18 protein-coding genes are annotated in these 23746 nt (G+C 74.8%); 7 read left to right on the top strand and 11 right to left on the bottom strand.

The window, feature by feature from the left end; translation table 11 throughout:
• Window positions 1–21: 21 nt before the first annotated feature.
• Complete coding sequence (locus E4622_RS20205) at window positions 22–585, top strand: cysteine dioxygenase family protein (protein WP_134742030.1); 564 nt, start codon at window positions 22–24, stop codon at window positions 583–585.
• On the opposite strand, the gene E4622_RS20200 is transcribed toward E4622_RS20205, so the two are convergent.
• The 6 genes from E4622_RS20200 to E4622_RS20175 all read right to left on the bottom strand — a co-directional run bounded on the left by E4622_RS20200 (window position 555) and on the right by E4622_RS20175 (window position 8303).
• Window positions 555–1508 (bottom strand): lysylphosphatidylglycerol synthase domain-containing protein, encoded by a 954-nt coding sequence (locus tag E4622_RS20200; RefSeq protein WP_167736175.1) that lies wholly within the window; start codon window positions 1506–1508, stop codon window positions 555–557. The two genes, E4622_RS20205 and E4622_RS20200, sit on opposite strands and share 31 nt — an antisense overlap.
• Window positions 1501–2217: a class I SAM-dependent methyltransferase gene (locus E4622_RS20195; protein ID WP_134742028.1), complete on the bottom strand. Its 717-nt coding sequence runs from the start codon at window positions 2215–2217 to the stop codon at window positions 1501–1503. Before E4622_RS20195 ends, E4622_RS20200 begins: the two co-directional genes overlap by 8 nt.
• Entirely contained in the window at window positions 2214–4280 is a 2067-nt protein-coding gene (locus E4622_RS20190) for a hypothetical protein (protein WP_167736174.1), read from the bottom strand. Before E4622_RS20190 ends, E4622_RS20195 begins: the two co-directional genes overlap by 4 nt.
• A 5-nt stretch (window positions 4281–4285) precedes the next feature.
• Window positions 4286–5206, bottom strand: coding sequence for a glycosyltransferase family 2 protein (locus E4622_RS20185; RefSeq protein ID WP_134742026.1), 921 nt, complete (start codon window positions 5204–5206; stop codon window positions 4286–4288).
• Window positions 5203–7260: a hypothetical protein gene (locus E4622_RS20180; RefSeq protein ID WP_134742025.1), complete on the bottom strand. Its 2058-nt coding sequence runs from the start codon at window positions 7258–7260 to the stop codon at window positions 5203–5205. The genes E4622_RS20185 and E4622_RS20180 overlap by 4 nt, the downstream gene beginning before the upstream one ends.
• An 86-nt stretch (window positions 7261–7346) precedes the next feature.
• Entirely contained in the window at window positions 7347–8303 is a 957-nt protein-coding gene (locus E4622_RS20175) for a YafY family protein (protein ID WP_134742024.1), read from the bottom strand.
• Window positions 8304–8373: 70 nt separating this feature from the next.
• On the opposite strand from E4622_RS20175, the gene E4622_RS20170 reads away from it, so the two are divergent.
• Window positions 8374–9063 (top strand): alpha/beta hydrolase, encoded by a 690-nt coding sequence (locus tag E4622_RS20170; RefSeq protein ID WP_134742023.1) that lies wholly within the window; start codon window positions 8374–8376, stop codon window positions 9061–9063.
• Here the strand turns inward: E4622_RS20170 and uvrA are convergent.
• On the bottom strand, window positions 9056–11425 hold the full coding sequence (gene uvrA, locus E4622_RS20165; RefSeq protein WP_348537016.1) for an excinuclease ABC subunit UvrA: 2370 nt from the start codon (window positions 11423–11425) through the stop codon (window positions 9056–9058). The genes E4622_RS20170 and uvrA overlap by 8 nt on opposite strands.
• Window positions 11426–11677: 252 nt before the next feature.
• Between uvrA and E4622_RS20160 the strand changes: the two genes are divergently transcribed.
• Together E4622_RS20160 and E4622_RS20155 are read left to right on the top strand one after the other, a co-directional pair.
• Window positions 11678–12352, top strand: a complete 675-nt coding sequence (locus E4622_RS20160) for a GntR family transcriptional regulator (protein WP_134742021.1) — start codon at window positions 11678–11680, stop codon at window positions 12350–12352.
• Between the two features lies 1 nt (window position 12353).
• Entirely contained in the window at window positions 12354–13394 is a 1041-nt protein-coding gene (locus tag E4622_RS20155) for a 1-aminocyclopropane-1-carboxylate deaminase (protein WP_134742020.1), read from the top strand.
• Between the two features lie 82 nt (window positions 13395–13476).
• Here E4622_RS20155 and galE read toward each other — a convergent pair whose 3' ends face one another.
• Window positions 13477–14430, bottom strand: coding sequence for a UDP-glucose 4-epimerase GalE (gene galE, locus E4622_RS20150; RefSeq protein ID WP_134742019.1), 954 nt, complete (start codon window positions 14428–14430; stop codon window positions 13477–13479).
• Between the two features lie 160 nt (window positions 14431–14590).
• Between galE and E4622_RS20145 the strand changes: the two genes are divergently transcribed.
• The 3 genes from E4622_RS20145 to E4622_RS20135 all read left to right on the top strand — a co-directional run bounded on the left by E4622_RS20145 (window position 14591) and on the right by E4622_RS20135 (window position 19865).
• Window positions 14591–17434 carry a BTAD domain-containing putative transcriptional regulator gene (locus E4622_RS20145; protein WP_167736173.1) on the top strand — a complete coding sequence of 948 codons (2844 nt, stop codon included), beginning with the start codon at window positions 14591–14593 and terminating at the stop codon, window positions 17432–17434.
• Window positions 17435–17515: 81 nt separating this feature from the next.
• Window positions 17516–18040 (top strand): GNAT family N-acetyltransferase, encoded by a 525-nt coding sequence (locus tag E4622_RS20140; protein WP_134742017.1) that lies wholly within the window; start codon window positions 17516–17518, stop codon window positions 18038–18040.
• Window positions 18041–18215: 175 nt separating this feature from the next.
• Window positions 18216–19865 carry a hypothetical protein gene (locus E4622_RS20135; RefSeq protein WP_134742016.1) on the top strand — a complete coding sequence of 550 codons (1650 nt, stop codon included), beginning with the start codon at window positions 18216–18218 and terminating at the stop codon, window positions 19863–19865.
• 84 nt (window positions 19866–19949) lie between these two features.
• On the opposite strand, the gene E4622_RS20130 is transcribed toward E4622_RS20135, so the two are convergent.
• The 3 genes from E4622_RS20130 to E4622_RS20125 form a co-directional block, all read right to left on the bottom strand.
• Complete coding sequence (locus tag E4622_RS20130; RefSeq protein ID WP_134742015.1) at window positions 19950–23015, bottom strand: BTAD domain-containing putative transcriptional regulator; 3066 nt, start codon at window positions 23013–23015, stop codon at window positions 19950–19952.
• A complete protein-coding gene (locus tag E4622_RS22945; protein WP_167736172.1) occupies window positions 23012–23149 on the bottom strand; it encodes a hypothetical protein in 138 nt (45 codons plus the stop codon). Before E4622_RS22945 ends, E4622_RS20130 begins: the two co-directional genes overlap by 4 nt.
• 121 nt (window positions 23150–23270) lie before the next feature.
• Window positions 23271–23714 carry a DUF4406 domain-containing protein gene (locus tag E4622_RS20125; RefSeq protein WP_209022029.1) on the bottom strand — a complete coding sequence of 148 codons (444 nt, stop codon included), beginning with the start codon at window positions 23712–23714 and terminating at the stop codon, window positions 23271–23273.
• Window positions 23715–23746 lie beyond the last annotated feature (32 nt).

Raw genomic sequence — 23746 nt, 5'->3', positions numbered from 1 at the left:
CCGAGTGGAGGAGAGCCAGCCATGGCCGCAAGCGAGCTGACCATCACCGCCGTGCCGGCGGAGCAGGCGATCGACATCGCCACGGCGGCGGGCCGGCTGACGCTGGCCGACCTCCCCGACCGTGACCTGGACCCCGACGAGCTGGCCCAGCTCGCCGCGAGCATCGCCGCCGACCCGGCCGCCTGGGACCACCACGTCGGCTTCGACGACGACGACCGCGTCTACGCCTCGGTGCACCGTGACGCCCACGTCGACGTGTGGCTGCTGTGCTGGACCCCGGAGAACGACACGGGCTGGCACGACCACGACTCCTCCTCGGGCGCGGTCGCGGTCGTGGCCGGCGAGCTCGCGGAGAACAACCTGACGCTCGCCACCGGTGGCGTCGAGACCCGGATCCCCGCCGGCAAGGTGTTCTCCTTCGGCCCCGACCACATCCACCGGCTCAACGGCGCCGAGCGGGGCTCGATCTCGGTGCACGTCTACAGCCCGCCGCTGTGGCGGATGGGCCAGTACGCCGTCGGCGACAACGGCGTCCTGCGCCGCGTCTCGATGTCCTACGCCGAGGAGCTGCGCCCGATCGAGTGACGGGCCGAGTCCGGCTCGCGAACGTCCGAGCGGCGCTCGGCCAGCCACCAGCCGGCCGCGAGGGCCCCGTCGGCGAGGGTGTGCAGGACTCGCGCCAGCAGGGCGAGCGCGGTGGCCTCCGCCACCCCGGTGGTCGGCGCGAGGAGCAGCACGAACAGGCCCTCGCGCGCCCCGAGGCCGGCCGGTGCCACCACCAGCACCACGCCGGCGGCGTACGCCACCGCGAAGGCGCCGCCGTACGCCGCGAGGTCGTCCCACGGGACGCCCGGCGCCAGCAGGACCAACGCCGCCGAGTAGCAGCCCCACGCGAGCGTCATGAGCGACAGAGCGGCGGCGGTGTCGCCGACCCCGACCCGCACCGGCGCCCCGGCGACCCGTCGGGCCGCCTGCCCGACCACGGGGGGCAGCAGTCCGAGGACCCCGACGACCAGCGCTGCGGCGCTCACCCAGACCGGCCACGGTGGGTCCAGCTCGCCCAGCAGCAGCACCCCCGCACCGAGCAGCACGGCGGTCGCCAGGTGGTAGCCCAGGAAGAGCAGCCCCGCGGTCACCGTCGCCCGGGCAGGGACCGCCCAGCGACGCGCGAGCTGCGCCTGGGCGCCGATCGACCACACCGAGCCCGGGATGTACTTGCCGAGCTGGCCCACGAAGAACGTCGCCATCCCCGGGCTCACGGGCATCTCGGCCCCGACAGAAGCCAGCAGGCGCCGCCACAGGAGTCCGGTCGCGCTGAGCCCTGACAGGACCAGCGCGAACGCGGCCACGGCACCGGGCGCCCAGGTCCTGGCCAGCGCCGCTCCGAGCTCGTCGAACCGTCCCCGCAGCCCCAGCCACGCGAAGGCGACCACGGCGAGCAGGAAGAGGACCCGCAGGACCCACAGCAGCGCGTCGCGCCGCAGGGGCCGGCCCGCCGGGTCAGTCACGGCGGCGCACCAGCGCCGTCCGGGTGGGATACGGCAGGGCCGGCGTCAGGCCGCGCGTCCACTCGACGTCCACCGGCACCGGCGAGGCCGCGATCGCGGCGCGGTAGCGCTCCCGGTCGACGTTGTCGAAGACCAGCATGCCGCCGGGCGCCAGCCGCACGACGGCCCGCGTGAAGCACGCCTCCCGGGCCCTCCCGTCGACCACCACGAGGTCGAAGGGGCCGTCGAGGTCGTCGAGCGCGGCGACGTACTCCGCGAAGTCCAGGCCCTCGAAGCCCGGCTTGCCCGACAGCGCCTGGCCCGCGGCACCGGTGGCGGGCACGGGTGCCACGACCCGCACGGACGCGTTGGCCGGCAGCACCGGCCGCACGATCTCGGCCCAGGACGCGTCGTGCTCCACCGACGTGACCGAGCCGGCCCGGCGCGACAGCCAGGCGGTCGAGGCCCCGGAGCCCCACTCGACGACCCGTGCCTCCGGTCGTGCGGCGAGGAACGTCTCGACCCGGTCGGACGCCGCGAACGTCCACCACGGCACGTCGTGGCGCAGCAGGTCCTCCAGGTCGTAGATGGACAGCAGCGAGCGCAGCCACAGCCCGGCCCGCGAGCGGGCCGCCCACCGGTCCAGGAGCCGCAGCAGCCCGATCGCGCCGAGCGCCCGGCGCAGCGCGCGCACCCCGGCGACGTACGCCGTCTTCCGATCCGCCGTCATGGTCGTCCCTCCGTAGCAGGTGTCGAGCCGGGTGCGGCCAGCGACAGCGCGCTCATCCGCAGACCGAGGACGCCGCCCGAGCGGCGGGTGAGCGTGACCCAGACCGGGTCCGTTCCTGGCGGGACCGGGAGCTCCAGGGCTCCGGAGGCGCCACGCGCCACCGGCACCTCCCGGCCCTCCACCGTGGCCACGAGGTCCGGAGGTCCCTCACCGGTGACGACCAGCACGCAGCCGCTGCGCGCACACGGGGAGGCGGGGCGGAGAAGCAGCTCGGCGACGGGCGTGGTGGCCGTCAGCTCCGCGTCCCCGGGCCACTGCTGCCACCCGTCCAGCGCGTGGCGCCACAGGTCGCCGGCGGCTCCCGTCCCGAAGACGGGGTCGTCGACCCGCGCTCCCGTCGAGGTGAGGAGCGGGACCTCCACGGCACAACGACCCAGCGTGCTCACGACGACCTCGAGGCCGTGCCGCCGACGGCGGACGTCTCCCAGGCGGGTGCAGTCCCCGGGCAGCGGGCCGAGGAACACCGCGTCGAACTCGGTCACCGGCAACGCCCGCGTGACGGGCAGGCCGTCGGGGGCGAGGGGCCCGTTGACCTCCTCGCGGCAGTCGAGGCTGCGGCTCGTCGAGAAGGCCTCCCCCGCGTTGGCGAAGGGCAGGGCCCGGCCCGAGGCCGGGTCCGTCGTCGCCTTGCACAGCAGCTGCCGGTCCAGCGGCGCCGCCTCGAGGAGCTCGGGCAGGCTGACCCGCCAGTAGTCGCCACCGGGGCGCGCGTCAGGGGACGATCCCGGGCCGGCGAGCAGGTCGGCGGCGAGGTTGACGTACGTCGTCTGGTAGGGCTGCAGGGTCACCTGGTCGACCGTCGGGAGCACCAACGCGGCGGCCGCGACCACCGCCGCCGGGCCCCGCAGCCGCACCCTCGGACGGCCGGTCCACCAGGCCATGCCGCACGCCGTCAGGACGGCGAGCGCCGGGATGGCGAAGAGCAGCTGCCGGAGGCCGTGGTAGAGGTCGGACCCCATGACGACGGCGGCGACGGGCAGCGCGAGCGCCTGAGCGCCCACGAGCGCGACCCGCACCGCCGGCACCCGGTCGTGACGGCGTGCGGCCCAGACGACGCCCGCCGCCGCGACCGCGCCCGTCACGGCGAACACCAGCAGCAGGGTCGGCATCTCCAGCGCCAGGTGCCGGGGGACGTACCAGCGGTCCGACTTCGCGCCGCCCAGGAAGCTGGAGGAGGCCTCGCTGGTGCGGGGCAGGGCGCGCAGCGGGTGGCCGAACAGTCGGGGGTAGACGGCGACGAGCGCCAGCGCCGCGACCGTGCACGCCACGACGAGCTCGACCTCGGCGAGCAGCACGGCGCGTCGGGTGGCGCCGGTGAGCAGCAGCCCCCCGGCGGCCAGGGCGAGCACGACCAGCACTCCCGGCCACATCCCGGGCCGGGTGCCGAGCGTCAGGACGAGCCCGGCGACCACGCAGCCCGCTCGCGCCAGCCGCAGCAGCGCCCCTGGCGACCGCGACCCCACGGACAGGAGCAGGCCGAGGGTCAGGACGGTGTGCCCGGTCGCGACCGGCACGTCCTTGACGTTGAACATCGTGTGCCCCGTCCACATCGGGACCGACGCCAGCGCGGCCGCGGCGACCAGGCCCCAGCGCCAGTGGCCCAGCAGCACTCGTCCGGTCGCGGCCACCGCGGCGAGGCACAGCATCCCGAGGAGCACGACCCCGAGGTGCCGGAGGTCGTAGGCGTGCGCCGAGCCGGAGACCTCGCCCCACCCCTCGACGCCCCACAGCACGCACCACGCGTGCAGCAGCAGCATCGTGACCGGCGCGTAGACGAAGGTGTTGGTCCCCTCGCCGCCCGGCCCGGCGCCGTCGTAGTCCCAGTCGAGCGCGTACCAGCCGGTGCCGAAGAGGTTGCGCAGCCGCATCACGTGGATCGGCTCGTCGGTGGTGACGCCCGTGCGCGTCGCGCCGAGCACCGCCAGCACGACGGCGACCGTGATCACGGCGACGGCGACCGCCACGAGCACCCGTGGCGGCGGGTCGGCCCTCGCGCCGCCCACCGGCCTCACGCGCGGTCGCGCTGTCGGGAGTAGACCATCAGCTCCGCGAGCAGACCGAAGAGCACGAGCTGGAGGCCGCCCAGCGCGAGCACGACGGCCGCGATGAGGAGCGGACGGCCGCCGATGGCCTCTCCGGACGCCTTCTCCACCAGCAGGTAGGCCAGGGCGGCGCCGCCCGCGACGAGGCTGGCGAGGCCGAGGCCGCTGAACAGGTGGGAGGGCCGGCTCTCGTAGGTCATCAGGAACCGCACCGTCAGCAGGTCCACGAAGCCGCGCCAGAAGCGGGCGAGGCCGTACTTGGTCCGCCCGTGCAGCCGCTCGTGGTGCTGGACACTGACCTCGGCCACCCTGAAGCCCAGCCAGTGGGCGACGACGGTGAGGTAGCGGTGCAGCTCGCCGTAGAGCATCGGCGAGGCACTGCGCGCGACGTCGGCGCGCATCACCTTGAAGCCGGAGTTGAAATCCTTGCCGGGCGCTCCCGAGAGGCGCGCGGTGACCGCGTTGTAGAGCAGGGAGGTGTTGCGCTTGACGAAGCGGTCGTGGCGCACCGTCCGCGCCCCGGTGACGAGGTCGGCGCCGTCCTCGAGCCGCGCGAGGAGCAGCGGCAGCTCCGAGGGGTCGTCCTGTCCGTCGGCGTCCATCATGACGACCACGTCGGCCCCCGCGGCCAGCGCGTGCTCGAAGCCGCGACGCAGGGCGGAGGCCTTGCCGAAGTTGCGTCCCAGGGACAGCAGCTCGACGGCCGGGTGCCGCTCGGCCAGGTCGATCATCACCTCCCGGGTCTTGTCGGTGGACCCGTCGTCGACGACCAGCACGTGGCCGTCCTCACGGAGGAGCTCGAGCTCACTCAGGATCCGGGGCACGACGACGACGAGGTTCTCGGCCTCGTCCAGGGCGGGCACGACGACCCAGATGGTGGTGGTCATGGCGCTTCTCCTCGGTCGGGCACGGTGGCCACTCGGATGCTGCGGACCCGGAGGCCGAGCGGCCTCCCGGAGGCTCGGGTGAACGTCACCCAGGTGTCGGCGGCGCCGGGCGGGAGCCGCACGGCCACCGACCCGTCGGAGGTGTCGGGTCGGCCGCGGACGCCGCCGACGGAGGCCACGAGGTCGGGCGGCGCGTCGGCGTCCAGCACCAGCCGGCAGCCGCTCGGGGCACAGGTGGGCGGGGCCCTGAAGGTGAGGCTCGCCGACTCCGCGGCACTGTCGATGGCCGTGCGGGTCTCGCGCATCACCCAGCCCTCGGGGGCGAACGCCCACAGGGCCGGGGCCATGTTGTCCTGCGTGGGCCGGGTGAAGGCGACCGGCCGGTCCAGCGGCGCGGGCGCGAGCCGGCACCGCGCGACGTAGGTCATCGAGATCTCGCGGCCGTGCCGGTCGCGAGTGACCTCCGCGAGGCGGGAGCAGTTCTGCGGGAGCTCGTGACCGCGGTCGATGACGACGTAGAACTCATCGTGCGGGAGGGCGTCGCCCAGCGGGAGGCCCTGGTCCCGCCACGAGGAGGAGAGTGGCCCCAGCGGGTCGGTGCGGCAGTCGACGCTGCTGTCGGAGGAGTAGCGACCGGCGAGGAGCGAGGACCGGTCGAGGCCGGCGGCCGCGGGGGTCCCGACCTGCGCCCCCGCCGTGCTGGAGCGGGTCGGGCCGCACACGATCTGCCCGTCCGTGGGCAGGTCCGGCATCAGCTCGGGGACGCTGGCGCGCCAGTAGTCGGAGTAGACGTGGTGGCCGGTGACGTCGACCGCGACGTTGAAGTAGGTGTACTGGTAGGGGAACTGCGTCACCTGGTCCACCACCGGCGCGACTAGCGCCACCACCGCCGCGGCGGCCGCCACCCGCGCCGGTCCGCGGCCGCGGGAGCGCGACCAGGCCAGCACCTGGGCCAGACCCAGCGTGGCGATCACCGCCCAGGCCGGGGAGACGAAGAGGAGCTGGCGCAGCCCGTTGTAGAGGTCAGAGCCCCGTGCGATCGCCACCAGCGGGAGCGCACAGACCTGCACGCCGACGAGCGTGAGCCTGGTCGCGTGCGCCGGCGCGGTGCGCCAGGACCGGACGACGAGCGCGAGCGACGAGACGAGGCCCACGGCGAACAGGACCTGCAGCAGCAGCGGCACCTGGGTCAGGACGTGGAACGGCAGGTAGCCGGGGGCCGCGTCCCGGCCGTCCCGGAAGCTGGCCGACTGCTCCGCGGAGCTGAGCAGGTGGCGGGGGTGGGCGAAGACCTGTGGGTAGAGGGCGAGCAGGACCGCCCCGGCCGCGACGAGTCCCCCGGCCGCCTCCGCGAGCGTGCGCCGTACGCCGCCGGCGCGGCGCGCCAGCCAGGCACCGAGACCGAGGACCACGAGGGCGGTGAGCACCGCGGTCACCATCGCGGGTCGGGTGCCGACCATCAGCGTCGTGCCCGCCGCCAGGACCAGGACCCGCCACCAGGAGCGGCCGGGGGTCGGGGCGACCATCGACACGAGGCCGAGGGTCATCAGGGTGTAGCCGGTCGCGACGGGGACGTCCTTGATGTTGAACATGGCGTGCCCGGTCCACATGGGCAGGGCCAGCAGCACCGCCGCGGTCACCAGCGCCCAGCGCCAGGAGCCCAGCAGGACCCGCGTGACGCCGGCCGCGGCGGCCGTGCCGACGAGTGCGATGACCAGGACGCCGAGGTGTCGCACGTCGTAGGCCGCCGGCGTGGTCGCGACCGAGCCCCAGTCCTCGACGCCGGTGAGGACCCCGAGGCCGTGCAGGAGCAGCATCGTGACCGGTCCGTAGACCAGCGTGTTGGCGTCGCCCGAGGTGGAGCCGCCGCCCTCGACCGCCCAGTCGAGCGCGAACCAGCCGTGGTCGAGGAAGTTGCGCAGGCGCATGACGTGGAACGGCTCGTCCCAGGTGATCCCGGTGCGCAGAGCACCGGCCGCGCCCATCACCACGCCGGCCACGACGACGAGACCGCTGACCCAGAGCAGCGCCCGCGGCGGCGGGGGCGTCGTCACGTCGACAGCGTGACGTCGCCGGAGGAACGGACGGGGAATGTCCGGCCAACAGCGGACCCGGCTGCGGATGAACAGCCGGGCGGGGCTCAGCCGGCGACGGCGGCGGCGAGACGGGCGGCGAGGACGGCCACCGCCTCGCGGAGCTCGGGCCCCTCCTCCACCCGGAAGGCGAACGGCACGCCCGCCAGCCACTCGGCGGCGTACATCGTGGGGTTGCGGGTGCTGCCCACGAGCACGCAGCCGTCGCCGTGCCCCTGGAGGCGCCCCATGGGGCCGCGGACCCACGGCTGCACGTCGGCGGCCGGCGCGTCGAAGACGACGCGCGTGGGGTACTGCCACCCCGTGCCGAGGTGGTGCTCGAGTGCGGCCGCGGGGTCGAGGTCGACCGGCGGCTCGAAGGTGCCCGCGGCCGGCTGGACGGCGTCGATGCGGTCGACGCGGAAGGTGCGGACGGCGTCGGCGCGGTGGGAGTGGCACAGGAGGTACCACCGGCCGAAGCGGACGACCACCGCCCACGGGTCGACCTCGCTCTCCCAGGCGTCGCCGGCGCTGCTGCGGTAGCCGATCACCACGCGCCGCCGCTCCGCGCAGGCCGCGACCAGGGCGCTGGTCGTCGCGGGGTCGGGACGGGCGTCGCTCGCCCGCGGCGATGCCGACGCGTGCTCGCGCAGGGCGGCCGCCTCCCGGCCCACGCCCTCGGGCAGCGCCCGCACCACCTTGCCCAGCGCGGCGGCGACGAGCCCCGCGGAGTCCGAGGAGGTCGACTGCCCGTCGAGGACGGCCATCACCAGCACCAGCGCCTCCTCCTGCGTGAAGCTCACCGGGGGGAGGCGGGTGCCCCTGCCGAGGCGGTAGCCGCCGTGGGGGCCGCGCTCGGACTCCACCGGGACGCCGGCCTCGCGCAGGATGGCGACGTAGCGGCGCGCCGCGCGCTCGGTGACGCCCAGCCGCTCACCCAGCTCCTCGGCCGTCGTGACCGGCCGCGAGCGCAGGACCTCCAGCGCCAGCAGCGCGCGGGCGGTCGGGCTGGTCTCCGAGGCCATCGGGGCAGCCTAGGACGGGTCGTCGCGAAGCGGAAGCCGATCGTCCGGAACCGGCCCTACCGTGGGCGTCATGGACATCATCCTCATCGCCGGTCTCTGGCTCGACGGCTCAGCCTGGGACGGCGTCGTCCCCGGGCTCGAGGCGCGCGGGCACCGCCCCCTCCCGCTCACCCTGCCCGGTCAGGGCGACGGCGCCACGTCGGCCACCCTCGACGACCAGGTCGCCGCCGTGGTCGCGGCCGTGGACGCCGCCGAGGGCAGGCCGCTGGTCGTGGGCCACTCCGCCGCCAGCACGCTGGCATGGATCGGGGCGGACGCCCGCCCTGACCGGGTCGCCGCCGCGGCACTCGTGGGCGGCTTCCCCGGCGCCGACGGAGAGCGCTACTTCGGGCACCTCGAGCCGCGCGACGGCGTGCTCGCCTTCCCCGGCTGGGAGCCCTTCGAGGGGCCGGACACCGCCGACCTCGACGCGCAGGCGCGGGCGCGGATGGAGGCCGCGGCCGTCGACGTGCCCGAGGCGGTCGTCACCGGCCTGGTGCACCTCACCGACGAGCGCCGCTACGACGTCCCGGTCGTCATGGTGTGCCCGGAGTACAGCCCCGACGAGGCGCGCGCCTGGGTGGCCGCGGGCGACCTTCCGGAGCTCGCCAGGGCCACCCGCGTCGAGTACGTCGACCTCGACTCGGGCCACTGGCCGATGTACAGCCGGCCGGCCGAGCTCGCGGACGCGCTCGCCACGGTGGCCGACGGCCTCAGCTGAGCCGCCGCGCGAGGTAGGGCGCGGTGACGCTGCCCTCCGCGCGCGCGACCTCGGCCGGCGTACCGGTGGCGACCACGGCGCCACCCGCGTCTCCCCCGCCCGGCCCGAGGTCGATGACCCAGTCGGCGGTGGCGATCGTGTCCAGGTCGTGCTCGACCAGCACGACGGTGTTGCCGGCGTCGACGAGGCGGTGCAGCTGGCGCAGCAGCAGCGCGATGTCGGCCGGGTGCAGGCCGGAGGTCGGCTCGTCGAGCAGGTAGAGCGCGTGGCCGCGGCGGGCCCGCTGCAGCTCGGTGGCCAGCTTGATCCGCTGCGCCTCGCCGCCGCTGAGCTCGGTGGCCGGCTGCCCGAGCCGCAGGTAGCCCAGGCCCACGTCGCGCAGCGTCTCCAGGCTGCGCGCGGCCGCCGGCACGTCGGCCAGGAACTCCGCGGCGTCGTCCACCGACATCGCCAGCAAGTCGGCCACGGTGTGGTCGCGGTAGGTGATCTCGAGCGTCTCGGCGTTGTAGCGCGCGCCGCCGCACGTCGGGCACGGCGCGTAGGTGCCGGGGAGGAAGAGCAGCTCCACCGAGACGAAGCCCTCCCCCTGGCAGGTCTCGCACCTGCCCTCGACGACGTTGAAGGAGAACCGCCCGGCGGCGTACCCGCGGGCACGCGCCTCGTCGGTCGCCGCGAAGAGCCGCCGCACGGCGTCGAACATCCCGGTGTACGTCGCCAGGTTGGACCGCGGGGTGCGACCGATCGGCCGCTGGTCGACGCGGACCAGGCGGTCGAACGCCTCGAGCCCGGAGGCGTCCTCGACGTCGACCTCGAGCTCGGCCTCCTCGTCGTCGTCGGGCGCGAGCCCGAGGTGCCCGCGCACGAGCTCGGACAGCACCTGCGTGACGAGCGTGGACTTGCCCGAGCCGGACACGCCGGTCACCGCGGTCAGCACGCACAGCGGCACGTCGACCGAGACGTCGCGCAGGTTGTGGCGGGTCACGCCGCGCAGGTGCAGCCAGCCGTGCGGGGCGCGCGGCTCGTGGTCGAGCCGGGGCGCCCGGCCGGAGAGGTACTGGCCGGTCAACGACTCCTCGACCTCCTCGAGGCCGGCGACCGGTCCGGAGTACAGCACCCGTCCCCCGCCCTCGCCGGCGCCCGGGCCGATGTCGACCACCCAGTCGGCGCGCCGGACGACGTCCAGGTCGTGCTCCACGACGAACAGCGAGTTGCCGGCGGCCTTGAGCCGGTCGAGCACCTCGAGCAGCGGCTCGGCGTCGGCCGGGTGCAGCCCCGCCGACGGCTCGTCGAGCACGTAGACCACGCCGAACAGCCCCGAGCGGAGCTGGGTCGCGATCCGCAGGCGCTGGGCCTCGCCCGGGGACAGCGTCGTGGACCCGCGCCCGAGGCTGAGGTAGCCCAGCCCGAGGTCGAGGAGCACCTGGACCCGGGCCACCAGGTCGGAGGACAGCCGGACGGCGACCTCGGTGGTCTCGCCGGACTCCGCCGAGGAGACGGCGGCGCCGGCGTCGGCCAGCTCGGCGGTCGGGCGCAGGTGCTCGACCAGGTCGACCAGCGAGAGCGCGTTGACCTCCGCGATCGACAGACCGGCGAAGCTCACCGCCAGCGCCTCGGGGCGCAGGCCGGTGCCCCGGCAGTCCGGGCACCCTGTGGACCGCATGTAGCGCAGCACCCGCTCGCGCATCCGCTCGCTCTTGGAGTCGGACAGCACGTGCAGCACGTGCTTGCGCGCGCTCCAGAACTTGCCGTAGTAGCCGTGGTCGATCCGGTCCCGCTCGGGCTTGATCAGCACCGAGGGCTGCTCGTCGGTGAAGAGCAGCCAGTCGCGGTCCTTCTTGCTGAGCTTGCGCCACGGCCGGTCCACGTCGATCCCCAGGCCCATGACGATGCTGCGCAGGTTGGCGCCCTGCCAGGCGCCGGGCCAGGCGGCGATGGCGCCGTCGCGGATGCTGAGGTCCCGGTCGGGGACGAGGAGCTCCTCGGCGACGTCGTGCACGACCCCCAGGCCGTGGCAGCGCGGGCAGGCGCCGGCGGCGGTGTTCGGCGAGAACGCCTCGGCCCCCAGCCGGTCGGCGTGGGCGGGGTAGGTGCCGGCGCGCGAGTAGAGCATGCGCAGCAGGTTGGAGAGGGTGGTGATCGTCCCGACGCTCGACCGGGACGTCGGGGCGCCGCGCCGCTGCTGCAGCGCGACCGCCGGCGGGAGCCCGGTGATCTCCTGCACGTGCGGGGCGCCGACCTGCTGCAGCAGCCGGCGCGCGTACGGCGCCACCGACTCGAAGTAGCGGCGCTGCGCCTCGGCGTAGATCGTGCCGAAGGCCAGCGACGACTTGCCGGACCCGGACACCCCCGTGAACGCCACCATGGCGTCGCGCGGGAGGTCGACGTCGACGTTCCACAGGTTGTGCTCGGTCGCGCCACGGACGTGCACGAAGTGGTCGGTCGGGTCATGGCTCACCCACACCGGTACCCGGCGCGGGGTTCCGGACCCGGCAGCGGACCGTCGCGAAGATCTCGTGCGGATGCAGGTCCTCGACGTCGTGCGCTGACCGACCTCCACCTGGCGCGGGAGGCCGACTCGCTTGCTTCCGACCCCTGACTGTGTGCAATATATTGCATGCCCATCCCCCAGGACGCCGTCTCCGTCGACCGCACGCTGCTGCGCGACGACGTCTACCGCCGCCTGCGCGACGCCATCGTCGACGGCACCTTCGCCCCCGGCGAGCAGCTCAAGGACGGGGAGCTCGCGAGCTGGCTCGGCGTCAGCCGCACCCCCGTGCGCGAGGCGCTGCTGCAGCTCGCCCACGCCGGCCTCGTGGTGGCCCAGCCCGGTCGCTCGACGACCGTCAGCAGCCTGGACCTCCGCGCGCTCGCCGAGGCCCGCGACGTGGTCGCGGCCATGCACGAGCTGGCGGTGCGCGAGGCCGCGCCGCGCCTGACCGAGACCGACCTCGCCGCCATGCGCGAGGCCGACGCCCGCTTCCGCGCCGCCATCGAGGCCGGTGACGTCGAGGCCGCCCTGCGCGCCGACGACGACCTGCACGCCGTACCCGTGGCCGTGGCCGGCAACGGTGCGCTGACCCGCGTCCTCGAGCAGCTCACCCCGATGCTCCGCCGCGCCGAGCGCCTGCGCTTCGCCTCCCTGGGTGGGCGCGCCTCGATGGCCCGGCACGCGGAGCTCATCCGGCTGTGCGGCGAGGGCGACGCCCACCTCGCCGCGGCCGTCGCCTTCGACACCTGGCACAGCCTCCCCACGACCGAGCACGCCGCCCACGAGACCGAGGACCACTGACATGCCCCTGACCGACTTCCCGCGCCACCCGCTGACGTTCGGCCCCAGCCCCGTCCACCCCCTCGACCGGCTCACCGCACACCTGGGCGGCGCCTCGATCTGGGCCAAGCGCGAGGACGTCAGCTCCGGGCTGGCCTACGGCGGCAACAAGACCCGCAAGCTGGAGTACCTCGTCGCCGACGCGATCGCGCAGGGCGCCGACACCCTGGTCTCGATCGGCGGCTACCAGTCCAACCACACCCGGCAGGTCGCGGCCGTCGCGGCCCACCTGGGCATGAAGGCCGTGCTGGTCCAGGAGAACTGGGTCGACTGGCACGACAGCGCCGCCGACCGCGTCGGCAACATCCTGCTGAGCCGCGTCATGGGCGCCGAGGTGCGCATCGACCCGGCCGGCTTCGGCATCGGCTTCAAGGACTCGTGGCGCCAGGCGATCGAGGACGTCACCGCCCGCGGCGGCACTCCCTACGCGATCCCGGCCGGCGGGTCCGACCACCGCCTCGGCGGGCTGGGCTTCGCCCGCTGGGCCCAGGAGGTCGAGAAGCAGGAGCGCGAGCTCGGCGTCTTCTTCGACACCGTCGTCGTCTGCGCCGTCACCGGCTCAACCCAGGCCGGCATGATCGCCGGCTTCGCCGCCCTCGAGGAGGCAGGCGGCCCGCGGCGGCGGGTCATCGGCATCGACGCCAGCGCCAAGATCGACGAGACCCGCGACCAGGTCGCCCGGATCGCGCGTGCCACCGCCGAGCTCATCGGCGTCGGGCGCGACCTGCGCGACGACGAGATCGTCGTGCTGGAGGGCTGGGCCGGCGAGAAGTACGGGATCCCGGCGCAGTCCACCCTCGACGCGATCCGCCTCACCGGCCAGCTCGAGGGCGTCATCCTCGACCCCGTCTACGAGGGCAAGTCCATGGCCGGCCTCGTCGACCTGGTGACCGACGGCGAGATCCCGCGCGACTCCACCGTCCTCTACGCCCACCTCGGCGGCCAGCAGGCCCTCAACGCCTACAGCGCCCTCTTCACCCACACGGCGGCGCTGGACCTCTAGCGACCTCGGTGGTCGAGCAGCGAGCGCAGCGAGCGGACGTCGAGACCCCCGCACCTGTCCCGCCGTTCCGACCCGACCGGCGTCACGACGGCAGGGCGTCCCAGGCCGACTGCACCATGTCGCGGAACGAGTGCCGCACCTGCCATTCGAGGTCCCGGGCGGCCAGCTCGGAGTCGGCGACGATGCGGGCCGGGTCGCCGGGTCGCCGCGGCAGCAGGCGGGGTTCGAGCGCTGTCCCTGTCACCTCGCGGACCGTCCTCATGGCCTCCAGGACCGAGGTGCCGGTCCGGCTCCCGAGGTGGTAGACCGGCTCGCAGGGCTGCCGCTCCTCCATGCGCCGGACGGCCGAGGCGTGCGCACGTGCCACGTCGCTCACGTGGACGTAGTCCCGGACCGCGGTGCCGTCGTCGGTCGGGAAGTCGTGGCCCATGATCTGGGGAGCCTCGCCCCTGGCGACGCGCTCCAAGGTCGCGGGCAGGAGGTTGTGCGGGCTGACGTCACGGACGAGAGGCGTGCCCGAGCCGACGACGTTGAAGTAGCGCAGGCTGGTGTGGGTCAGGCCGTGCGCCCGCCCCACGTCGGCGAGCATCTGCTCGCCGACGAGCTTGCTGCGACCGTAGGGCGTCGACGGACCCGTCGGCGTCGACTCGGTCACCAGCTCCACGTCCGGGGCACCGAAGACCGCGGCGCTCGAGCTGTACACGAGCTTGTCCACACCGCGGTCCACCATGGCCGACAACAGCCTGGTCAGCGCCGTGACGTTCTGCTCGTAGGTGTGCAACGGCCGCTCGACCGAGACACCGGCGTACTTGAACGCCGCGAGGTGGACGACCCCTCGGACGTCGTGGTCGCTGAGGACACTGCGCAGGTCCGCGTCGAGCAGCGACTCCTCGACCACGGGGACCCCCTCCGGGACGAACTCGAGTCGGCCGGTCGACAGGTCGTCCAGGACCACGACAGGCCGGCCGTCCTGCCTCAGTGCTCGTACGACATGGGAGCCGATGTAGCCGGCGCCGCCGGTGATGAGCCACGTCATGGCTGGTCCTCTCCTCGAGCTCAGTGCGATACAGCTGCCAGCGTGCCCTCGGGCGCTTGTCGTTCCCTTGTCCCGTGGTCGGAACGAGGCGGCTGGCGAGCGGCCCGTTCCTCTAGCATCCGAGGGTGCTCTCGACCACCCCGTGCACCGGCGTGCTGTGGTGATCCGTGTGCTCGGGCCGTTGGCGGTCACGGACTCGACCGGAGCCCGTCTCGACATCGGCTCGCCCCGCCACCGCGAGGTGCTGGCCGCGCTCTTGGTCGACGCCGGGCGGGTGGTGTCGACCGACGCCCTGCTGGAGCGCGTGTGGGGGGACGGGACGCGCGGTGCCACCACGGCCAACCTGCACGCCGTCATCAGTCGGCTGCGCGGACGGTTGGCCGACTCCCCCGGGGTCGAGGTCGTGACGGCTCCGCCCGGCTACCGCCTCGAGGCCCCCGGCGCGGTGGACGCGGTCACCTTCGAGGAGCGGCTGGCCGCCGCCCGCCAGGCCGCGGCCACCGGCGACCGCCGCGGCGCCCGGGTGCTGGTCCGGGACGCCCTCGACCTGTGGCACGGCCCTGCCTACGCCGACATCCACCGTCCGTTCGCGCTGGCCGAGGCGGCCCGCCTGGACGGTCAGCGGTTGGCGGCGCACGAGCTCGCCGCAGAGCTCGACCTGGCCCTCGGGGACCACGACGCCGCCGTCGAGACCCTGTCTCGTCTCGTCCTCGAGCAGCCGCTGCGCGAGGCGTTCCGGGCGCGGCTCATGACCGCGCTCTACCGCGCGGGGCGGCAGGCGGACGCGCTGGCGACGTACGCCGCCGGGCGCGAGGCGCTGGCCGAGGAGCTCGGCCTCGACCCCGGCCCGGGGCTCCAGGAGCTGCACCAGCGGATCCTGGAGCAGGATCCGGCGCTGCTCGGGCCCGAGCGGTCGGAGCCGGCGGCCGCTCGCACCACCCGTCCGTCGACACCTCATCCGCCGGAGCCTGTCGACCCGGGCCCCGCCCCGCCGCTCACCGCGCTGCTCGGGCGCGAGCGCGAGGTCGAGTACGTCACCGCGCTCGTCGAGGAGTCCGCACCACGACTGGTGACGCTCACGGGCGTCGGCGGCGTCGGGAAGACGCGGCTCGCCCTCGCCGTCGCGACCGCGGCGCGCCCGTCGTTCCCCGACAGCGTCGCAGTCGTCCATCTGGCGGGGCTCACCGATCCCGCCGCCGTCCTACCCGCGATCGGCCGCGCCACGGGGCTGCCTGCCGTGGAGGGTCTCGACGCCTTCGCGGCCGTGGTGCAGCACCTGCGTCCGCGGCGGGCACTCGTGGTGCTCGACAACGCCGAGCACCTGCTCGAGGCCGGCCCCCGGATCGGTCAGCTCGTGGCGTCGTGCCCGCACCTGACCGTGCTGGTGACCAGCCGCACGAGCCTGCGCATCACGGGCGAGTCGGAGTTCCAGGTCTCGCCCTTGCCACTGCCCGAGGCCGGGCACGCAGACCTGACGGCGTCCTCCCCCGCGGTCTCCCTCTTCGTCGAGCGCGCCACGAGCGTGTCCACGCGCTTCACCCTGACCGCGGGCAACGCGATCGAGGTCGGTGCCATCTGCCGGCGGCTGGCAGGGATCCCGCTGGCGATCGAGCTGGCCGCGGCGCGCACGCGGCTGCTGTCGCCCGCAGCGATCCTCGAGCGGCTCGACGAGGTCATGGCCGGCGCCGGCGCCCGCGACCTTCCGGCTCGCCAGCGGACCATGCACGCCACCATCGACTGGAGCTACCGACTGCTCGAGCCCGAGGAGCAACGGGTGTTCCGTCAGCTCTCGGTGTTCGTCGACGGCTTCACCCTCGACGCCGCCCGCGAGGTGGTCTCGTCCTCCGCGCCGGTCCTGACGGTGCTGGAGTCGCTCGTCGAGCAGTCCCTCGTCGTGCCCGACCTCGACCCGGGCCCGCTCCCCCGCTTCCGGCTGCTCGAGCCCGTGCGTCAGCACGCTCACAGTCTGCTCGACCCGACGGAGGCGGCCGCCGTGGACGCCGCCCACCTGACGTACTTCCTGAGGCTCGCGACGGACACCGAGCCGTCGTTCCGCGGGCCCGGGACGGTCGAGGGGCTGGCCCTCGTCGAGCGTGAGCACGCCAACTTCGTGGCCGCGGTCGAGCGGGCCGTCGCGGCCGGTCGCAGTGACCGAGCCGCGTGGCTCTGCTGGGCGCTCTGGCTGTTCTGGTGGCTGCGAGGGGACCTCGCGGAGGGTCGGCGGCTCCTCGAGGCCGTCCTGTCGACGCGCGTCGAGGACGCGGCACGGTTGCGCGCGATGGCGGCCCTGGGCGCCATGACCTTCGCCCAGGGCGACCTCCTCGCCGCTCGTGTCTGGGCGGCGGGTGCGGAGCTCGGAGCGGCCGTCGGCGACACCGAGGGCCAGGGTCACTGCGTCGCAGGCACCGGGCTCCTCGCCCTCGCCGAGGGGGACCTGGCGACGGCGGACCGGCGCTTCGAGCAGGCGACCTTCCTGTGCGAGGAGCGCGGGTGGCTCTGGACCCTCACCCACGTGTGGCGCGGCACCGTCCGGTTGCTGCAGGGACGCCCCGGTGAGGCCGGGTCGCTGCTCGCGGTGGCGCTGGCCGCCGCACGCGAGCGCGAGGACCGGCTCGCGATCTACGTCGCCCTCTTCACGTCCGCTCAGGTGTCCCTCGAGCTCGACGACCGGGTCGCGGCGCGTGCCCAGCTCGCCGAGGGCATCGCGCTCAGCCAGGACACCGGCGACCTGGCGAACCTCGCCTACTTCCTGGACATGCTGGCCGTCGTCGAGTCGCTGGACGGCCGGCTCACCCGGGTGCCCGTCCTCCACGGCAGCGCGCAGCACGTGCGGGAGGTCGTCGGCGCCGACGTCTACGGCTACTACCAGCCCGACGAGGTGCTCCTGGCCCAGGCGTTGACGGGGTCGCGGGAGGTCCTCGGCGACCGGGCCTTCGACGAGGCCGTCGGCACGGGCCGCCGCATGTCTGTGGACGAGGTCGTCGCGTACGCGGGCTCCTCGTAGGCCGGGCACAAGAGAGCCGCAGGCGAACGGCAAGCGCCGCCGTGCACGGTGGACCACCACGACCCCGAGGAGGCGAGAGCGATGACCGAGAGCACGAGCGGACGCCCGACCGCGACCTGGCTGCCCGCCGAGTGGCAGCACCCGCGGCGCGTCGAGCTGGGGACCGGCCACCACCTGCGCCCGATCCAGCCCACCGACGTCGACCTCGACATGGTCGCCGTCATGGGCTCGCGTGAGCGGCTGTGGACGATCTACGGCGCCGCGTGGGGCTGGCCCCCGGCGCTCATGACCCACGAGCAGGACCGCGACGACCTGGCCCGCCACGCGGCGGAGACGGAGGCGCACGAGTCCTTCAACTACGCCCTCTTCGACGCCGACGAGAGCGTCCTGCTCGGCTGCGTCTACGTCGACCCGCCGGAGAAGGAGGGTGCCGACGCCGAGATCTCGTGGTGGGTCGTGGACGACGCGGTCGGCACCGCCGTCGAGCGCGCCCTCGACGAGCTCGTGCCCCGCTGGATCGCCGACGAGTGGCCGCTGGAGCGACCTCGCTACGTCGGGCGCGACCTCACCTGGGCCGAGTGGATGGCCCTGCCCGAGCGCTCCTGACCCCCCGGACCGAGGACCCCCGACCATCCCCCCTGGTCGGGGGTCTTCGCATCTCTGCGGCGCAAGCCAGTCGCAAGAGGTCCTGGCGATGCTGGCCGAGCCAGGGCGACTCGCCCCGGCTCGGCCCACGAGGCCCGACCACGCAAGGGCGTCCTCCGACGCCGAAAGGACCATCATGTTCAACCAACGACTCAGGCCCGCACTCCTGGTGCTGCTCTGCGGCGTCCTCCTGGCCTCGGCCCAGGTCGTGCTGACGCCCCCCGCGCACGCCGGCCAGCTCGGCCTCGTCGTCCAGGTGCAGGGCGCCGGCAGCGTCCGGATCGTCGAGGGCTCCGTCGAGGACGGCGCTCCGACGACCTGCGACCAGACCGACAACCAGGACGCCAACGCGGTCCAGGCCTGCCCCCGTTGGCGCAACAGCGAGGTCTTCGAGGCCTGGCTGTGGCTGCGCGCCGACCCCGCCGACTTCCCCGCCGACAACTGGGCTCAGGGGAACTGGTCCGGCTGCGACAAGACTCGCTACGCACCCGGGACCCTGATCGTGGAGTGCGGCATCGGGTCCGGGGCCTTCACCAGCGACGAGAAGGTCGTGACCGTCCGCTTCCGCGACTATGCCCGGCCGGTGGTCTCCCCCATCACCCAGAGCCGTTCGACCACGCAGGAGCGCACCAGCACCTACTTCTTCTCGACCAGCGAGGGGTCGACCCAGTGCCGTTTCGGGCAGAGGGCCCAGTACGTCGACTGCGCGTCCGGCGTGCAGCACACGTGGCCGGCCGAGGGCCGGCACATGGTCGACGTCCAGGCGACCGACAGCGCCGGGCAGGTCGGCGCGACCGGCACCTCCACCACGGTGGTGGACACGGCGATCACCGGCGGGCCTTCCGCCACGGTGTCGTCGCGTCGGGCGGAGCTCTCGTACAGCACCGTCCAGGGCAACGAGTTCTGGTGCGCCCTCGATCGCGGCCCGTGGAACGCGTGCGGCACCGGCGACCGAGGGACGCTCACCCTCGACGACCTCACGGACGGACCCCACTCCGTCGCCGTCTACGCCAGGATCGGCGACGACCTCGACCTCATCCCGGCCCGCCGGGACTGGACGGTCGACGCCACGGCTCCCGACACCCGGCTCCAGGTGCGACGGCTGGAGGGCGGCGAGGCGGAGTTCGCCTACACCGGCACCGAGACCGGCACCTTCGAGTGCCGGCACACCGTGGGGTCCGGCGCCGCTGAGTGGGGGACCTGCGCACCGGAGGGCACCCGGCTGTCCGGCCTCGTGCCGGGCGAGCACCGCTTCGAGGTCCGTGCGCTGGACGCCGTCGGCAACGCCGACGAGAGCCCGGCGCGCCACTCCTGGACAGTGGCGGGTCCCGGCGACCCCACCGACCCCGTGGACCCGGTGGACCCCGTCGATCCCCACGGCCCGGGCACTCCCGCACCGGGTGCCACGCGACCGGCTCGGCTGGTGCGGGTGCTCGACGGCGACACCGTCACCGTCCGGACCACCGGCGTGCGGCGGCCGATGAAGGTCGACCTCGCCGGCCTCGCCGACCCCCGCAGGACCTGCACGGGGCGAGCCGCACGCCGCGCCCTGGCCCGTCTCCTGCGACCGGGAGCGTCGCTGACGCTGGTCCCGACGAGCCGGTCGCGCCTCACCGGCGCCAGCCCCTGGCACGTGCGCGTCGGTCGCAAGGACCCGGCGCTGGCACAGCTGAGGGCCGGACGGGCCCGCCTCCAGCGAGCCGAGGCGCCGCCGGCGCGGCGCACGGCGTACGCGAGGGCACAGCGTGACGCCAGGCGCCACGAGCGCGGGCTCTGGGGCTGCTGAGCCACCACCAGAAGGAGCGGCCCCTCCCCGATCGGGGAGGGGCCGCTTCGTAGTGGGCTGCTCGCGGTGGTCCGGCGCGCGACCTCAGTCGCGCAGGACGAGGCCCTGGGCGGCGGCGACCGCGCGCGCCGACGCGAGGTCCTCGCCCGGCTCCTCGCCCACGGCCTGCCGCACGGTCGCCCTCAGCCGCAGGAGCTCGGCCAGGTGGAAGCGCTCACCCCGCAGCGCCGACTCCTCGAGCGCCCGGTCCACGACGGCCAGCGCCTCCTCCCCCCGCCCTGCCCGGTGGTGGGTGTCGGCGAGCAGTCCCAGCATCAGGTGACCGAACATGTGCCCGCTGGGCAGAGCGCCGAACGCCGTCAGAGCGGCGCGCAGCTGGGTCTCGGCGGTCGCGACGTCACCGAGCTGGGCGTGCGCGCCTCCGGACGGGATCAGCGCGAAGGCCTCCAGCTGTTCGAACCCGTGGCGACGCGCGGTCTCGGCCGCGCCACGCGCGTGGCGCTCGGCCGACGCCGGGCGGTGCAGCCAGAGGTCCCGCAGCGCCAGGACGATGCCGGCGTACGCCGTGGTGTAGTCGTGTCTCAGCTCCGCGACCTGCTCGGCGGTGTCCTCCGCCAGCGCGTCCGACTCGTCGACGAGGCCCTGGAGCGCGAGCACGACCGCCAGCCACAGCCGGGCCTGGATGCCCGGGTGCTGCAGGAACACGTCGACCGGGAGATCGTCGAGGGTGTCGGCCAGGGCCACGGCGGCCTCGAGGTCGTCGCGCGCCTCGGCGAGCCGGCCCTGGTGCCATCGCGTCTGCCCGCGGGCCGCGTGCAGGGCGAGCCCCAGCAAGGGGTCCTGGGTCCGTCCCACGGCGGCCTCGAGCCGCTCGCAGGTCGCGTCGGCCGCTGCGAAGTCTCCGGACACCAGCGCGTTGCCCCAGGTGCCCCAGAGCGCCGACAGCAGGTGGTCGACGGAGCCGACCCGCTCGGCGAGGTCGAGGGCGAGGCGCCGTTGCTCGGCGACCTCCGGCGCGTTGTAGCCCAGGCGCAGGGTCAGCAGGGAGCCCAGGCGCACGCGGACTTCCAGCTCGCACCGGCCCGCGGCGGCGGCGGGCACGAGCGGCACCAGCTCGAGCGCCTGGCGGATGCTGCGCTCCGCCTCGTGCAGGGCGACCCGGCGCTCGGCGTACGACGCCGCCTGCAGCGCCCACCGGATGCCGGTCTCCGGGGACCCGGCCTCCCCCGCGGACGCGTAGTGGTGGGCGATCGCAGCGGCCCGCACCTCGTCGTCGCCGCGCCGGGACTCCAGGGAACGGGCGACGCGCGCGTGCAGGTGGGCCTTCCGGTGCGGGCCGACACCCAGGACGAGGGTCTCGCGCACCAGGGCGTGCGAGAAGCGCTGCTCCCGGCCGGAGGGCGCGCTGAGCAGGCCGGCCTGGATGGCGTGGTCGAGCACCTCGACGACGTCGAAACGGGGCCGGTCGACCACCTCGGCGAGCACGCCGAGCTCGAACTCGCGCCCGATCACCGACGCGGTGCGCAGCACCTCCCGGTCGAGCTCGGGCAGGTGCCGCAGCCGGCGCTCGATGACGGCCCTCACGCCGGCCGGAACGGGGACGTCGGCGCGCCCGGAGACCCCTCGCTCGTCGGTGAGGAGCCGGGCCAGCTCGGAGACGTAGAAGGGGTTGCCCTCGGTGCGGTCGCGCAGTGCCTCGGCCACCCGCCGGTCGACCGGTCCGTCGACCCACTGCCCGGCGAGCGCCCGCACCTCCTCGACGGTCAGTCCCTGCAGGTCGACGCGCTCCAGGCGCCGGCTCCGGGTCAGGTCGGCCACGAGGTCCGCGCCGGGTCGGCCCGGCCCGTCGGCGGGGTCGCGGATCGTGAGCACCAGGGCGAGGCGTGCCGCACCCAGCGACGCTGCCACGTAGCTGGCGAGCTCGATGGACTCCCGGTCGGCCCACTGGAGGTCCTCGAGGACGAGGACCGCCGGGTGGTCGGCGGTGAGCGCCTCGAGGAACGTCGTGACGGCGTCGTACAGGCGCGTCGGCGCGGCCGCCGGGACCTCGGTCGCCGCCAGGTCGAGGCCCGGGACGTCGGTCAGGAGCAGGGCCGCCGCCTCGGCCCTGCCGGTCAGGGCGCCCCGGACGGCCTCCGGACCGGCCTCGACGGCCAGCGCCGAGAGGGCCTGCTCCCAGGGCCACAGCGCGGGCGAGCCGTGGTGCTCCCAGCACCGCCCCCACACAGCGGGGACGTCCGCCGTCCGGACGACCTCCTCGACGAGGCGGGTCTTGCCGATGCCGGCCTCCCCGATGACCACCGAGACCCGGGGCGCGCCCTCGGTGGAGGAACGGACGGCGGCGGCGATCCTCTGCAGCTCCGAGCCGCGGCCCACGAGGGAGGAGACCGGCGGGGACGTCGGCGCGACGGAGGCGACAGCGCTGAGGTCGGGGTCCTGGTTCAGGATGCGGTGGTGGAGCCGCTGCAGGGCGGGCCCCGGGTCGAGCCCGAGCTCCTCCGCGAGCAGCTCACGGGCGTCGTCGTACGACGCCAGCGCCTCGGTCTGCCGACCGGACCGGTAGAGCGCGAGCATCAGCGAGGCGCGCAGGGACTCGCGCAACGGGTGCTCCGCGACGAGGGTGGGGAGCCTGGTCGCGACGTCCGCGTGCCGACCGACCTCGAGGTCCAGCTCCGCGAGCAGCTCCTGGGCTCCCAGGCGCAGGTCGTCCAGGCGCAGCGCCTCGGCCTCCGAGACCTCCAGGTGCACGTCGGCGTAGGCCGGCCCGCGCCAGCTCGCCAACGCGTCGACGAGCAAGCGCCGGGCCGTCGAGGGCTCGGCGGTCGACCGCGCCTGGGCCACGGCGGCCTCGAAGCGAGGGGCATCGACGGCGTCCACGGGCACGTCGAGCCGGTAGCCGGTGGGCGTCGTCGCGATGGCCCCCGCGCCGAGACGGGCACGCAGCCGCGAGATGATCGCGTGCAGGCTCGCCAGGGAGGCTCCACGCTCGCCCCAGACCCGCTGCAGGACGAGGTCCGCCGGCACCGCGCGACCGGCGTCCACGACGAGGCTGACCAGCACCTCGCGGTGCCGCTTGGGCCCCACCTCCACCAGCCGACCGTCGAGGGTCACCTGCAGCGGGCCGAGCACCCCGATCCGCAGGTCGGTCACCGGAGGGCGGACAGCATGCGCACGTCCAGCTCGAGCTGGTGACGCTGCGCCCGCCGCAGCGCCTGGAGCCGCCTCTGCTTCTGGGCCGCCGTCAGCGTCCGCCAGGTCGGTCCTGGTGGGCTCGCCGTCCTCATGGTCCACCTCGTCTCTCGCCCCGCACGCCACGAGGCGGGGCCCAGCCTCGCCACCAGTGCTTGCGGGCGGCTTGCGTCTCGCTGACAGCCGGCGACGGCCCGGCCGTCACGCCCACGACGCTCATCGCGTCGCCCGCGGGACGTCGGCGACGTCGGTGTAGATCGCAGCACCCTGACTGCGGGCGATCTGCACCATCTCGTCGGCGCCGGCCGAGGGCCCTCCGATCCGGACGACCGCGTCGCAACGGCGCAGGAGCCGCCTTGCGAACGGGTGGAAGATCGCGTCGAACGCGGCGTCCCCGGGTCGCACCGAGCCGGCGAGCGCGGCCAGCGGCAGCGCCATGGCCTCGCCCGTGAGCGGGACGTGGCCGCGCTGGAACAGCTCCAGCGCCGCGGCGTTCATGTCGTCGACGTGCGACTGCAGTCGAGCAGGGTCGTCCCCCGTGCCGGACCGGTAGGGGCCGGCGACCAGGACCAGCATCGGCGAGATCGAGGGCTCGGTGAAGAGCTCCTCCAGGGTCGGGGTCGGGTGGGGGTTCACCGGCGGTGTGGGTGTGGTCGTCATGGGCGTGCCTCTCCTCGGGGTCGTGATCAGGC

Source organism: Nocardioides sp. 503, assembly GCF_004522095.1.
GTDB lineage: Bacteria > Actinomycetota > Actinomycetes > Propionibacteriales > Nocardioidaceae > Nocardioides.
This window is presented reverse-complemented; position numbering and strand designations above follow the sequence as displayed.